Here is a 13,219-nt window from a genome sequence, read left to right as displayed (position 1 = left end):
CGAGCCGACGCGCCCCCGCGACGCCCCCGCGCTCCCGCGCCCCGAGGAGGTCCCATGGCCTGGCTCGACTGGGTCGCCATCGGCGGCTACTTCCTGGTGATGCTGCTCATCGGCGTCTGGTCGCACCGCCGGGTCAGCGACGTGAGCGACTACTTCACCGGCGGCGGCCGGATGCCCTGGTGGCTGTCCGGCATCTCGCACCACATGTCGGGCTACAGCGCGGCCGTCTTCGTCGCGTTCGCCGCGGTCGCCTACAGCTACGGCATCACCGTCTACGTCTGGGCGTTCGTGCCGCTGGCCTTCGGCACGGCGCTGGGCGCCTGGCTCTTCGCGCCCCGCTGGAGCAGGCTGCGGGAACGGTACGACGTGGCCTCGCCGCTGGAGTACCTCGCCAAGCGCTACGGCGTGCCCGCCCAGCAGGCGCTCGCCTGGAGCGGCTCGCTGCTGAAGGTGTTCGACGTCGCGGCCAAGTGGGCGTCGGTGGCCGTGCTGCTGGAGGTCTTCGCCGGGATCCCCATGACCACCGGCATCCTGCTCACCGGGGTCGTCACCATGCTCTACTGCACGGTCGGCGGGCTGTGGGCGGACGCGCTCACCGACTTCGGGCAGTTCGTCATCCAGGGCGTGGCCGCCCTGGTGATGCTGTGCGTGGTGCTGGACCGCCTCGGCGGCGTCTCCGCCCTGGGCACCCTCTGGGGGGACCTGCCCTCCGGGCACACGCGTCCGCTGGTCGGCCCGTACACCGCCGCCTTCCTCACCGTCTACGTGATCGTGAAGATCTTCGAGTACAACGGCGGGATGTGGAACCTGGCCCAGCGGTACATGGCCACCGGATCCCCGCGGGCCGCCCGCCGCTCGGCGCTGCTGTCCGCGGCGCTCTACCTGATCTGGCCCGCGATCCTGCTCTTCCCCTCGGTGGCCGCGCCCCTGCTGATGCCCGGGATCGCCGACCCGGAGCACACCTACGCGCTGATGGCCGAGACCTACCTGCCGATGGGCCTGGTGGGCCTGACGCTGGCGGGCATGTTCTCCCACACGATGGCGATGGCCTCCTCCGACGCCAACGCGATCTCGTCGGTGGTCACCCGGGACATCCTGCCGGTGCTCCTCCCGCGGGCGCGGGGCATGAGCACCGCGGCCGGGCTGCTCGCCGCCCGGGTGTGCACGGTCGTCTTCATCACCGTGTCCATGCTCATCGCCATCGAGGCCGACCGCTTCGGCGGGATCCTCGGCATCATCGTCGGCCTGGTCGCCGCCGTCATGGGGCCGATCTCCATCCCGATGCTGCTCGGCCTGCTGCCGGCGTTCCGCCGCTGCGGGGCGCGGGCCGCGCTGGCCTCCTGGGCGCTCGGCCTGTCCGGCTATGTGCTGGTCAGGTTCGTCCTCGACGGCTCGTCCGACACCACCCTCGTGGCCACGCCGCTGCTGACCTCGCTGGTGGTGTACGTGGGCCTGGGGCTGCTGCTGCCGGAGCGCAACCCGGACGCGGACGCGATCGTCGCCGCCGTGTCCGGAACCGGCCCCCGCCCCGGGGAGGACACTCCCGCGCCCGAGGTCCAGCGGGCCTGAGGCCGCGGCGCGCGGGCGGGGCCGCTTCCGCCGGAGGCCGGCCGCGGGACGGACCGGCGGCGGGACGGACCGGCGGCGGGACGGACCGGCGGCCGTCCGCCGAGGTGGGCGCGGTCGCGCCGCTTGCGCGATCTTGATGGCGGTCGTAGGGTCCCCTGCGGGGCGTCTTCCGACGCGCCGTCAGAAGGCGCGCCCCCCACCCGCGGTGAGCACTCCCGCGGAGACGGCCGTTCGTGCGGCGCGAGCCGGTTCCCGGCCGCAACTTCTCCAACTACCGCATCATTTCTGCGCAACATATCCACATCCACGTGGTTTTCCCGTTACCGTGTCCCCACCCCGTCCGTGCCCGTGCGGCGGTGCCGATCGGGCCGGGCAGCGGGGGGAAGACCGGGGGCTGGTGGCCTTGTCCCCCGGGTCGCGTCGTGTCGGGGGGTCGGACGGGATGCCGGTGGTGGCCGGAAGTGTGCCGTCGTCACGCGAGGAGAGCAGCACCGCTGACGTCATCGGGGCCGTCGTCCTGGTGTGCTGCGTACTGTGGGCGCTGATCAGCGCCATGGGGAGGGACGCGCGCCCCGAGGGGTTCCTGCTCGCCCTGCTCGCCGTCGTCGCGGGGTACGCGGCGGGCCGCATCGCCGGGGCAGTGCTGCCCGTCGCGGCGCCGGGCGCGGCCGCGGTGGCCGTGGTCCTGGTCGTCGCCGCGGACGGCGGCCTGTCCGGCGACGGCGCCGCTCCGCCCCTGGGCTACGGCAACGCCAACGCGGCCCTGCTCGTCCTGGCCGCGGGCGCCGCCTGCTGCGCCGCGTGGGCCACCGGCTCGCGCGGCCTGCGCACGGGGCTGCGGCTGCTGGCGCTGGCGGCCGCCGGGCTCGCGCTGGCGCTCGGCTCGCTGCTGGGCTGCGCCGCCGCCGTCGGCGTGCTGCTGTGCTCGCTCGCCGCCGCCAGGACGCGGCGGCTGCCCGGTCTGGCGGGGCTCGCCCTGTGCGCGCTGACCGCGGTGGGCGCGACGCTGCTCGTCGCCACGCACGCGCTGCCCGCGGCGACGACGGTGGAGACGCAACTGACGCGGGCGCGGGTGGAGCTGTGGCACGACGCGGCCGACCTGGTGGAGCGGGACCCGGTGCGCGGGGTGGGGCCCGACAGGTTCGCCGAGGAGAGCGCGGCGGCGCGCGGGCAGGTCGCCACCAGCAAGACGCACTCCGCCGCGCTCCAGCAGGCCGCCGAGCAGGGCGTGCCCGGGCTCGGGCTGCTCGCCTGCGCCTATCTGTGGATGCTGTACGCGCTGTGGCGCTCGTCGCGGTCCACGCCCGTGGTGCTGACGGCGGGCGCGGCGCTGACCGGCCTCGCGGCGCTGGCCAGCGTGGACACGGTGCTGAGCTACGCGGCGGTCACGGCGGGAGCCGGGCTGCTCGCGGGCGTGGCGACGGCGCGGCTGCTGGCGGACGAGCGCGTGCCCGAGGAGGCGGAGCCGGACCCGCTGCCGGTCGGCTGAGCACGCCTTCGGGCCGGACCCGGGTCCCCCGCGGCGCGGCCGCGGGGGACCCGCCGTGCGGCGTACGGCGACGCCCGGCTCCGGCTGTGGTCCGCCCCTCCCGGTGGCTCCCCAACCACCCTGGCCGTCAACTGTAAGGCACTTGGCGCAATTTGTAATCCACTTGGGAGAGTGATGCGAAGGAAATGTGCGCGAGGCTCCAGTGAAGCTTGAGTTCAGCGAGGCGGGAGGGGCACGCCGAGGGCGGCGGGCAGGTGGGAGCCGGGGGCGCGGCGGCGCGCGGCCGGGGGCGCGAGGGCGGGACAGGCGCGGGGTGCGCGGGCGGGCGCGGCCGGGGGCGGGCCGTCACCTCGGACCCGGCGCCTCCGGGGGGTGCAGGCAGGTCTGGATCGCGCGGACGGCGGACTCGGCGTCGTCCACGGTGAGCGTGAACGTCAGCCCGGACTTCAGCTCCAGCACCAGGCCGGGGCCGCGCCGCACCACCAGCGCGGTGCCGCGCTCGGGGCGCCAGCGGTAGCCCCAGCCGCCCCAGTGGCGCGGGGTGACCTTCGCCAGCCGCACGGCGGCCACCTCGTCCCACCGGAACCGGCGGCGCGGCAGTCCCAGATGGCCGCAGCGCACTTCCAGTCCCTCCCGGTCGACGCGCACCGCCACATGGACGAACGCCAGCGTCCCGGCGATGACCAGCAGACCCGCCGCGATGCAGCCCGCCGCCGACATCACCACCGGCAGCACGCTGCCCGTCCAGGAGGGGCCGACGGCGAGCTCGATGCCGAGCGCGAGGCAGCCGGCACCCGCGGCCGCGGCGAGCCACTGGAGGCGGTTGGTGGCGCGCCCCGTCCACACCTCGCTCCCCAGGTCCTCGCACCGGGGGGCTTCGGCCGCGGGGGCGGGGCGGGGGGCGGCCTCGTCGGAGGACTGGTCCATGCTTCGCAGCGTAACCTCGAACGGGGCGCGCGCACCTTCCGGCGACGCCCCGCGGTGGGCTTCCGACCGCGCGCGGGTGACCGGGGCGCCCTCCCGCACTCCTCCGCACCACCCGGACACATTTTCGACCCGTCCCGCCACAAGCGGAGGAATGTTGTCGTAGAGGGACAAAATATCTCTTTGTTTTTTGTCTCCTCAACCTCCCGGCGAACCCTTACTCGCTGGTACGTTGAGCGGCGCTGTCGCAAGGAGGGGGAACCTCTTGCCGGAGTTGACTACCGTCCCGGCCAAGCGCCGCAGGCACTGGGACCTGGCCCTGCGTTTCTCACCGGCTCAGCCGTACTTCCGGGCCCGTGCCTCGCACCGGCTCGCGGTCCTGGCGTACCACGAGATCGACGACCGCCGCAGATTCGCCGCCCAGCTCGACCGCCTGCGCCGCTCGGCGCACCCGGTCAGCCTCGCCGAGGTGGCCGACTCCCTCGCCCACGGCACCCCGCTGCCGCCGCACAGCGTGCTGCTGACCTTCGACGACGGCGACCCGTCCCTGCTCGAACGCGGGCTTCCGCTGCTGGTCGAGCGGGGCATCCCCGCGGTGGTGTTCGTCGTCGCCGAGCTCATCGGCACCCACCGCCCGTTCTGGTGGCGGGAGGCCGCCCACCTGGTGCAGCACGGCGGCAGGGCGCGCGGGCTCAACGCCTCCACCGCGACCGCCGCCGTGCGGGCGCTGCGCCGCATGCCGGACCCGGACCGGCGCCGGATCCTCGCCGAGCTGCGGGTGACCGCGCACTCCCCCGCGCCGCCGCACCGGCAGTTGACCGTGCGGGAGCTGCGCATGCTCAAGGACGCCGGGATCGAGGTGGGCAACCACACGCTCGGGCACGCCTGCCTCGACCAGTGCGACGAGGCCACGGTGCGCACCGAGATCGCCGAGGCGCACCGGATGCTCACCTCCTGGCTGGGCGAGCCGCCGCGCGCCTTCGCCTACCCGGACGGCGACGCGGTGCCCGCGGCGCAGGGGCTGCTGGAGCAGCTCGGCTACAGCGCCGCGTTCCTGTTCGACCACCGGCTCGCCGAGGCGCGGCCCCAGCACCAGTTGCGGCTGAGCAGGCTGCGGATGCACTCCACCGCCTCGAGGGAGCGGTTCGAGACGATCCTGTCCGGGCTGCACCCGGCGGTGCAGCGGCTGCGCGGCGGGGTGTGAGCCGGCCTCACCCGCCGAGCGGGGCCGCCCGGCGGGCGCCGCTCCCGGCGGCGGCGCCGTCCCCGGCGTCCCCGTCCCCGGCGAGCAGGCGCCCCTCGGCGTAGGCGAGCGCGCCCGGCGGGAGGGCAGCGGCGCGCCCGCCGAGCAGGACGGTCAGGGCGCCGGTGCCCCCGGGCAGCCCGGCGGGCAGTCGGCGCAGGGCCTGCGCGGCCACGGCGTCCGCGGAGCCGTACAGGGTGACGCCCGGTGCGCCGGGCCCGGCGAGCGCCGCGCCGATCCGGTCCGCGACCAGCTCGTAGTGGGTGCAGCCGAGCACCACGCCCCGCACCTCGCGGGGGGTGCGCGCGGCGGCCGCGGCCACCGCGGCGTCCACGGCGGCGGTGTCGGCCCGCTCGACCGCGTCGGCGAGGCCGGGGCAGGCGACCTCGGTGACCTGCACCCCGGCGGCGAAGTCGCGGATCAGGCGGCGCTGGTAGGGGCTGCCGGTGGTGGCGGGCGTGGCCCAGATCGCGACCGGTCCCCCGTCGGCGGCGGCAGGCTTGATCGCGGGCACGGTGCCGACGACGGGCAGGTCCGGCTCCAGCTCCGCGCGCAGCGCCGCCAGGGCGTGCACCGAGGCGGTGTTGCAGGCGACGACCACGGCGTCGGGGCGGTGCCCGGCGGCGGCCCGCGCGCAGGCCAGGGCGAGGGAGGCCACCTCGTGCGGGGAGCGCGGGCCCCACGGCATGCTGCCGGGGTCCGAGGAGAGCACCAGGTCGGCGTCGGGGCGCAGCCGTCGCACCGCGGCCGCGGCCGCGAGCAGCCCGATTCCGGAGTCAACGAGCGCGATCTTCACCCGGGCAACCCTAGTCGATGCCCCGTCCGGCCCTTCGCCCGGACCGGGGACGCCCGCCGCCCCGGCGGCCGGTCCCGTGGACACGCCCGCGCCCGCGCGAGCACACTTCGGCGGGTGACCTTCACCAGTGCACTCGCCGTCGCGTCGCTGCTGTCCTGGGTGTGGCTCACCCTGTTCCAGGGGCTGTTCTGGCGGCCCCTGCCGGCCCCGCCCCGCTCCGCCGCGCCCACCCGGTGGCCGTCGGTGACGGTGGTGGTGCCCGCGCGGAACGAGGCGGGGACGCTGCCGGTGAGCCTGCCCTCGCTGCTGGCCCAGCGGTATCCGGGCCCGGCCCGGGTGGTGCTGGTGGACGACAACAGCGACGACGGGACGGGGGCGCTGGCGCGGCGACTGGCGCGGGAGCCGGGCGGCGGCGCGGGGCTGCCGCTGGAGGTGGTCTCGCCCGGTGAGCCCGAGCCGGGGTGGACGGGCAAGCTGTGGGCGGTGCGGCACGGGGTGGGCCTGGCGGACGGCGAGTACGTGCTGCTGACCGACGCGGACATCGCGCACGGCCCGGGGTCGCTGGCGGCGCTGGTGTCGGCCGCCGAGGGCTCGGGGCTCGACCTGGTGTCGCGGATGGCGCGGCTGCGGGTGGAGACCGGGTGGGAGCGGCTGGTCGTGCCCGCGTTCGTGTACTTCTTCGCGCAGTTGTACCCGTTCCGCCGGGTGAACCGGCCGGGGGCGCGCACGGCGGCGTGCGCGGGCGGCTGTGTGCTGGTGCGGCGCTCGGTGCTGGAGCGCGCCGGGGCGCCCGCGGCGTTCCGGGACGCGGTGATCGACGACGTGGCGCTGGCGCGCGCGGTCAAGCGCTCCGGCGGCCGGATCTGGCTGGGGCTCGCGGAGCCGGACGGCGAGGCGCGGGTGGTCAGCGTGCGCCCCTATCCGCGGCTGGCGGAGCTGTGGCGGATGGTGTCGCGCAGCGCCTTCGCGCAGTTGCGGCACAGCGTCGCGCTGCTGGTGGGGACGGTGCTGGCGCTGGCGCTCGTCTACCTGGTGCCGCCGGTGGCCGCGCTCGCCGGCGCGGCGGCCGGGGAGCCGGTGCCGGCGGTGGCGGGCGCGGCGGCGTGGCTGCTGATGGCGGGCACGTACCTGCCGATGCTGCGGTACCACCGGCAGCCGCCGTGGCTGGCGCCGCTGCTGCCGTTCACCGCGGCTCTGTATCTGCTGATGACGGTCGACTCGGCGGTTGCGCACCGGCGGGGCCGGGGAGCGGCGTGGAAGGGCCGGACCTACCCCGCGCCTCGCACAGCCGTCCGACCCGCGCCGCGAAGTTCCCCGCCACCAGAGCCGCGGTGATCAGGGTGAGCCCGGCCGCCAGCCACGCCAGCGCGGGGCCGAGGCCGATCCGGTCCGCGACCCGGGTGCCCAGCACGGGCGCCACCGCGCCGCCGAGCGCGCCGACGTTGTAGGTGAAGCCGAGGCCGGCGGCGCGCAGCCGCACCGGGAAGTGCCCGCCGATGTACTTCGGCAGCAGCCCGGACACCCCGGCGCCGGTGGCCTGGAGCACGAACAGCAGCAGCCACATCAGCACGACGCTGCCGGAGTCGAGGGCGAAGGCAGGGAAGACGAACAGCAGGGACAGCAGCAGCCCGCCGACGTAGGTGACGCGGGTGCCGAGGCGGTCGCCGAGGATCCCGGCCAGGCACGACCCGGCGGCGTAGCCCAGGCCCGCCCAGGTCAGCGCGTCCGCGACCTGGCCGGGGTCGTAGCCCAGCTCGGTCTTCAGATAGGTGGGCAGCAGGGACTGCACCGGCCAGGAGTACAGGAACGCGCTGAAGACGGTGAGCATCAGCGCCACCGCCATGGGCCACAGGTGCCCGCTGATCTGCGCGGCGAACGCCACGAAACCCAGCACGCTCAGCGCGATGAACAGCGGGTACCAGGGCCCGGCGTTCCCGGAGAAGATCAGCACCAGGCCGGTGGCGATGACGACCGTCACCACGACGTTGGCCCACGCCCAGCGGCGGTTCAGCAGCGCGGAGGCGCTGGTCGCCTCCGCGGCCCGGGCGCCGCCCCGCCCGACCTCGCGGGTCCACTCCTCCGCCTCCGGCAGGGCGCGGCGCAGCCACAGGGCCAGGGCCACCGGCAGGATGCCCAGGTAGAACAGCGACCGCCAGCCGAACTCGGGGACCAGCACCTCGTAGGCGCGGGCGGCGAGGACGGCGCCGATCGGGTAGGCGGACAGCAGCAGGCCGCTGGCGCGGTTGCGCATGCGCGGCGGCCAGTGCTCCATCACATAGGTGGTGCTCGACCCGTACTCGCCCGCCATGCCGAGGCCGACGACGGCGCGGAAGACGAACAAGGACCAGTAGTCCCAGGCGAACCCGCACAGGCCGGTGCCGACCGCGTAGCACAGGATGCTCACGATCATGGCGGGCCGCCGGCCGAACCGGTCGCCGAGCGCGCCGAGGGCGAGCCCGCCGAACCAGCGGGTGACGAACGCCGCCGAGACCAGGCTCGCCGCCTCGGTGAGGGTCAGGCCCAGGTCGTCGGCGACCTCGGTGAGGACCAAGGTGATCAGGACGAAGTCGAAGCCGTCGAGCAGATAGCCCAGCCATGCCGCGCCGAACGCCTTCCACTGGCCCGCGTCCAGTTGCCGGTACCACGGTGGTTGCCTGTCCGTCCGCTTGTCCATGTCGGCGGCCCCTGGTGGGTTGGAGGGCGGGTGGGCGCCGGGCGCCGCCTGCGGGCGGCGCCCGGGGTGGTGCGGGGTTTCGTGCCGGGTGCGTGCGGGGTGGCCGGGCGCGGAACGGAGCACGCCGTTCCGCGGGTGGCTGTTCCTACTTCACCGCGCCCCGGTGCGGTTTGGCCACCACCGTGCGCCGAACGCGCCCCGCCGGACGCGGCCCCGCGGGGGCATCAGGCCGTGCTCCGCGGTCCCGCGGTGTCCTCGCCGGGGTCCGGGGCCTCGGGCTCGGCGCCCCGCACGGTCAGCGGCAGGTCGGCGAGCGCGTCCAGGATCTCCTCGGGCACCGGCCCGGGGGTGACGGTGAGTTCGATCCGCCCGCCGGTGCCGGTGGCCGCGGACAGCTCGGGGTTGACGCCGGGGAAGCGCTCCCGCAGCAGGTCGTGGGCGGCCCGCACGGCGGCGTCCTCGCGCAGCCGGGCCTTGTTCACCTTGCCGACCGGGGTGAGCGGCAGGCCCGGGCACACCCACACGTCCCTGGGCACGGCGGCCCGCTCGCCGATGTGCTCGCCCGCCCACGCCAGCAGCTCCTCGCGCGGGACGCCGGGGCCGGGGCCGAGCACCACGTAGGCGACGGGCACCTCGCCGCTGTGCGGGTCGGGCCGGCCCACGGCCGCGGCGGCCACCACCCGGGGGTGGGCCAGCAGCACGTCCTCCACGGCGCCCGCGTCCACCTTGTGGTCGCCGCGGATGATGACGTCCTTGGTGCGGCCGGTGACGAACAGCCAGCCGTCGCGGACGGTGCCCAGGTCCCCGGTGTCCAGCCAGCCGTCGCCGTCCACGGGGTCACCGGGCGCCTCGCCCCAGTACCCGGGGAACACGTTGGGCCCCCTGACCTGGATGCGGCCGGGCTCCCCGGGGCCGGCCGGGCCGCCGCCGGGGCCGACGACGCGCAGCTCCTGGTAGGGCAGCCGGGCGCCCACGGTGCCCTCGGGGGCGTCCGCGGCGGGCGGGGTGAGGGTGCTCACACAGGTGGCCTCCGTCAGGCCGTAGCCCTGGAGCACGGGACGGCCGCAGTGGCGCTCGAAGGCGCGGCGCACGGCGTCCGGCAGCGGCGCCGCGCTGGAGTAGACGTGCCGCAGGCGGGAGATGTCGGCGTCCACCCGCACCCGGGTGAGCTCGGCGAGCACCGTGGGCACGGCGGGGAAGGTCACCACGCGGTGGCGGGCGATGATCCGCCACAGGTCCGCGACGGCCTCGGTGTCGCGGAAGCCCTCGGGGCCGAGGTGGACGACGTGGACGCCGGCCATCAGCGGGCCGAGCCCGGTGGCGTGGGCGGCGTTGACGTGGGAGGGCGGCAGCCCGCACAGCAGCGTCTCGCCGGGCGACAGGTCCAGCACGCAGGCCAGCGCCCAGGCGGTGTAGATCTCGTTGCGGTGGGTGTGCGCGGCCAGCTTGGGCCGCCCCGTGGTGCCGCCGGTGTGGAACAGCGCGCACAGGTCGCCGGGGGCGGCGCCGGACCCGGGTGCGGGCTCGGGCGCGCCGTCGTGCTCGGCGACGGCCTCCTTCAGCGCGCGCACCGGCACGGGCCAGCGCGCCGGGCGGACCGGGATGACGCCGCCGGAGACGGGTGGGGCGTCCACCGTCAGCACGGCCCGCAGCGTGGGCAGGTGCCGGGCCAGCGCGGCGAGACGGCTGTGCCGCGCCGGGTCGCTGCGGTCGGAGGGCACCACCAGGACGTGGGTCCCGGCGGCGCGGAGCAGGCCGAGCAGGTGGTCGTCGGTCAGCGACGGGTTGACGGGGTTGGCCACCCCGGCGGCCTGCGCGCCCCACTGGGCGGGCAGGGTCCACGGGCCCTTCGGGAGCAGCAGGGAGGTCACGGGCCGGGCGACGCCCTCGGTGAGCGAGGCGACCGCGCGGGCGACCCGGGTGACCCGGTCGGCCAGGTCGCGGAAGGTCAGCGTCTCCACGGCCCGCCCGCCGCCCCTGGCCAGGTGGGTGTGCGCGGGCGCGTCCCCGTAGGTGGCCGCGGCGGCCAGCACCAGGTCGTGGACGCCGGCCGGCAGGCCCTGCTCCGCGAGCGGAACCGCCTCGATGAGGGCGAGGTCGGCCGGGGTGTGCACGGCGGGGCGCGGCGGGAGGCTCCTCGGCGCGACACCCCCGGCCGCGGCCTGCGTGCCGCCCGCCGCGCGGGCGCGCCGGGCCGAGGGCTGACGGGCCGTTTCGGCCATGGTGACATCCTTCCGATCGTGGAACGTCGGTTCGACCTTATGGATGTCACCCCGGCCTGCACATGCTTCCGGCAGCCAAACGCTTGACCGAGACGGTCATGGGCCGCCCCGGAGCCGCCCCGCGCGCCGGCGGCGCGCGGGGCGGCCCGTCACCTCACCGCGCCTCGCACTCCACCAGCAGCACGTGCTCGGGGTTCAGCGGCGGCAGCGCCAGGCCGTGCGCGGCGAGCTGGCGGCCGGTGAGCTCGGGCTCGGCGGTGAGCCACGGCGGCAGCGCCTTGTGCGGGCCGAAGCCCGGGTCGCCGAGCCGCAGGTGCCGCACCGCGTAGCGCCGGTCGGGGTCGAGGCCGGGCAGGCGCAGCGGCGGGGGCACCATCGTCGGGGTCGTCCCGTCGGCCACGTGGGCGAACAGCGCGTGGGAGCGGTCCTGCGCGACCACGCCGTGCGAGAGGCCGTCCAGCCGGTGGACGGTGCCGGAGTGCAGCAGCGGGCGGAGCCGCTTGTAGGCGGCGATGGCCTCCGCGATGACCGCCCGGTCCGCCTCCGGCGCCTCGGTGACGTCCCACTCGATGCCGAAGTGGCCGAACAGTGCGGTGGCGATGCGGAACTGGAGGTCGTGGACGCGCCCGGTGGTGTGGGCGCGGGGCGGGCCGATGTGCGCGCCCATCAGCTCGGGCGGGAAGAAGTGGGAGAAGCCGCGCTGGATGACCTGCCGCTCGGCGGCGTCGTTGCAGTCCGAGGTCCAGATGCGCTGGGTGTGCTCCAGCGCGGCGAAGTCGGCGCGGGCGCCGCCCGAGGAGCAGCTCTCGATCTCCACCCCGGGGTGGCGGGCGCGCAGTTCCGCGGTCAGCGCGTAGTAGGCCAGGGTCTGGCGCCGCACCCCGGCCCGCCCGTCGGCGCCGGTGGCCTGCACCAGGTCGCGGTTCATGTCCCACTTCAGGTACGCGATGTCGTACTCGGTGAGCAGCGCGTCCAGGCGCTGGAGGATGTGGGCGAACGCCTCGGGGCGGGCCAGGTCGAGCACGAGCTGGTTCCGCCCGGTGACCGGCTCGTACCCGGGCGCGGCGAGCGCCCACTCGGGGTGGGCCCGGTACAGGTCGGAGTCGGGGTTGACCATCTCCGGCTCCACCCACAGGCCGAACTCCATGCCCAGGCCCCGCACGTGGTCGATCAGCGGCGTGAGCCCGTCGGGGTACACGCCCTCGTCCACGTACCAGTCGCCCAGGCCCGCGGTGTCGTCCCGGCGGTGCCGGAACCACCCGTCGTCCAGCACGAACCGCTCCACGCCGAGCGCTGCGGCGGTGTCGGCCAGGTGCCGCAGCCGGTCCATGTCGTGGTCGAAGTACACCGCCTCCCAGGTGTTGACGATCACCGGGCGGGGGGTGGCGGGGTGGCCGGGGCGGCCGCGCAGATAGGAGTGGAAGGCCGCGCTCATCGCGCCGAGGCCGGTGCCGGAGTAGGCCGCGTACAGGGTCGGCGAGCGGTAGGCGGCGCCGGGGGCCAGCACCACCTCGCCGGGCAGCAGCAGCTCCCCGGCCTGGAGGTGGACGTCGCCGGTGGCCAGGCGCTGCACCCGGAAGTGGTGGTTGCCGCTCCAGCCGAGGTGCGCGCCCCACACCTCGCCCTCGCGCTCGGCGAAGCCGGGGGTGCCCGCCACCAGCATGGGCGGGTTGTCGTGGGAGGTGCGGCCGCGCCGGTTCTCCCGCACCAGGGCGGTGAGGCCGAGGCGGTGGCGCTGCGGGTGCCACTCGCGGCACCAGCGGCCGGTGAAGTCCAGCACCTCGTCGGCCTGCGCGGGCAGCGGCAGGGTCGCCACCAGGCCGTCGAGGTGGTACGGGGTGTCCGCGGTGTTGGCCAGGGTCAGGGTGACGGCGAGGACGTCGCCGGTGAGCACGGCCTCGACCGTCAGCCGCAGCCCGGCGGCGGCGTCGGCGGCCTCCACGGTGAGGGTGCCGCCGGTGGCGGTGTGCCGCAGCGGCGAGAAGCGCGGGGACCAGGCGGTGCCGTCGGCGCGGCGGCCGGTGACGGCGGGCAGCCCGGTGAAGCCGGCCGCCTCCTGCGGGGCGAGGCCGGGCGGCACGGCGACGTCCACCACGGCGTTGGGCAGGGCCGGGGCGACGGCGGTGCGCAGGCCCGCGAGGTCGGCGTCCTCCAGTGGGGCGCCCCAGTGCAGTACGGCGCCGGTGGCGGGGTCGGCGACGAAGCTGCTGTTCGGGCCGCGCAGGTGGGCGAGTGGGGTCATGTCGGTCACGTGGCTTCCGTCCGGTGGTGGTGCGCCGGGCCGTGCGGGCCGGTGGCATGG

The 13,219-nt window shown here is 76.2% G+C and carries 8 protein-coding genes and 1 pseudogene; 4 read left to right on the top strand and 5 right to left on the bottom strand.

Annotated elements, in window-relative coordinates; translation table 11 throughout:
- Positions 1-54 precede the first annotated feature (54 nt).
- Positions 55-1,569: a sodium:solute symporter family protein gene (locus ACYVO2_RS26780; RefSeq protein WP_461010569.1), complete on the top strand. Its 1,515-nt coding sequence runs from the start codon at positions 55-57 to the stop codon at positions 1,567-1,569.
- Between the two features lie 442 nt (positions 1,570-2,011).
- Positions 2,012-3,058 carry an O-antigen ligase family protein gene (locus tag ACYVO2_RS26775; protein ID WP_461010568.1) on the top strand — a complete coding sequence of 349 codons (1,047 nt, stop codon included), beginning with the start codon at positions 2,012-2,014 and terminating at the stop codon, positions 3,056-3,058.
- A gap of 345 nt (positions 3,059-3,403) precedes the next feature.
- On the opposite strand, the gene ACYVO2_RS26770 is transcribed toward ACYVO2_RS26775, so the two are convergent.
- Positions 3,404-3,985, bottom strand: coding sequence for a hypothetical protein (locus ACYVO2_RS26770; protein WP_461010567.1), 582 nt, complete (start codon positions 3,983-3,985; stop codon positions 3,404-3,406).
- Positions 3,986-4,247: 262 nt separating this feature from the next.
- Between ACYVO2_RS26770 and ACYVO2_RS26765 the strand changes: the two genes are divergently transcribed.
- The gene (locus ACYVO2_RS26765; RefSeq protein ID WP_461010566.1) at positions 4,248-5,186 is read left to right on the top strand and encodes a polysaccharide deacetylase family protein; all 939 of its coding nucleotides are present in this window, start codon (positions 4,248-4,250) and stop codon (positions 5,184-5,186) included.
- Between the two features lie 7 nt (positions 5,187-5,193).
- Here ACYVO2_RS26765 and ACYVO2_RS26760 read toward each other — a convergent pair whose 3' ends face one another.
- On the bottom strand, positions 5,194-6,021 hold the full coding sequence (locus tag ACYVO2_RS26760) for a glutamate racemase (RefSeq protein WP_461010565.1): 828 nt from the start codon (positions 6,019-6,021) through the stop codon (positions 5,194-5,196).
- A 114-nt stretch (positions 6,022-6,135) separates the two neighbouring features.
- On the opposite strand from ACYVO2_RS26760, the gene ACYVO2_RS26755 reads away from it, so the two are divergent.
- Positions 6,136-7,356, top strand: a complete 1,221-nt coding sequence (locus ACYVO2_RS26755; RefSeq protein ID WP_461010564.1) for a glycosyltransferase — start codon at positions 6,136-6,138, stop codon at positions 7,354-7,356.
- A 4-nt stretch (positions 7,357-7,360) separates the two neighbouring features.
- Here the strand turns inward: ACYVO2_RS26755 and ACYVO2_RS26750 are convergent.
- From ACYVO2_RS26750 to ACYVO2_RS26740, 3 genes and pseudogenes are all read right to left on the bottom strand, one after another.
- Positions 7,361-8,695 (bottom strand): annotated as a pseudogene (locus ACYVO2_RS26750) (sialate:H+ symport family MFS transporter); the annotation flags it as partial.
- Between the two features lie 224 nt (positions 8,696-8,919).
- Positions 8,920-10,917: an AMP-binding protein gene (locus ACYVO2_RS26745; RefSeq protein ID WP_461010563.1), complete on the bottom strand. Its 1,998-nt coding sequence runs from the start codon at positions 10,915-10,917 to the stop codon at positions 8,920-8,922.
- 154 nt (positions 10,918-11,071) lie between these two features.
- Positions 11,072-13,159, bottom strand: coding sequence for an alpha-galactosidase (locus ACYVO2_RS26740; RefSeq protein WP_461010593.1), 2,088 nt, complete (start codon positions 13,157-13,159; stop codon positions 11,072-11,074).
- Positions 13,160-13,219 lie beyond the last annotated feature (60 nt).

Source organism: Streptomyces capparidis (genome assembly GCF_054782095.1).
Note: the sequence above shows the minus strand (reverse complement) of the source record. Positions and strands in the feature narration are given on the sequence as shown.

What these genes read in the sequence shown, in the direction of transcription:
- ACYVO2_RS26740 (WP_461010593.1), bottom strand. Translation starts at nt 13,159, where the DNA reads ATGACCCCACTCGCCCACCTGCGCGGCCCGAACAGCAGCTTCGTCGCC.
- ACYVO2_RS26770 (WP_461010567.1), bottom strand. Translation starts at nt 3,985, where the DNA reads ATGGACCAGTCCTCCGACGAGGCCGCCCCCCGCCCCGCCCCCGCGGCC.
- ACYVO2_RS26745 (WP_461010563.1), bottom strand. Translation starts at nt 10,917, where the DNA reads ATGGCCGAAACGGCCCGTCAGCCCTCGGCCCGGCGCGCCCGCGCGGCG.
- ACYVO2_RS26780 (WP_461010569.1), top strand. Translation starts at nt 55, where the DNA reads ATGGCCTGGCTCGACTGGGTCGCCATCGGCGGCTACTTCCTGGTGATG.
- ACYVO2_RS26775 (WP_461010568.1), top strand. Translation starts at nt 2,012, where the DNA reads ATGCCGGTGGTGGCCGGAAGTGTGCCGTCGTCACGCGAGGAGAGCAGC.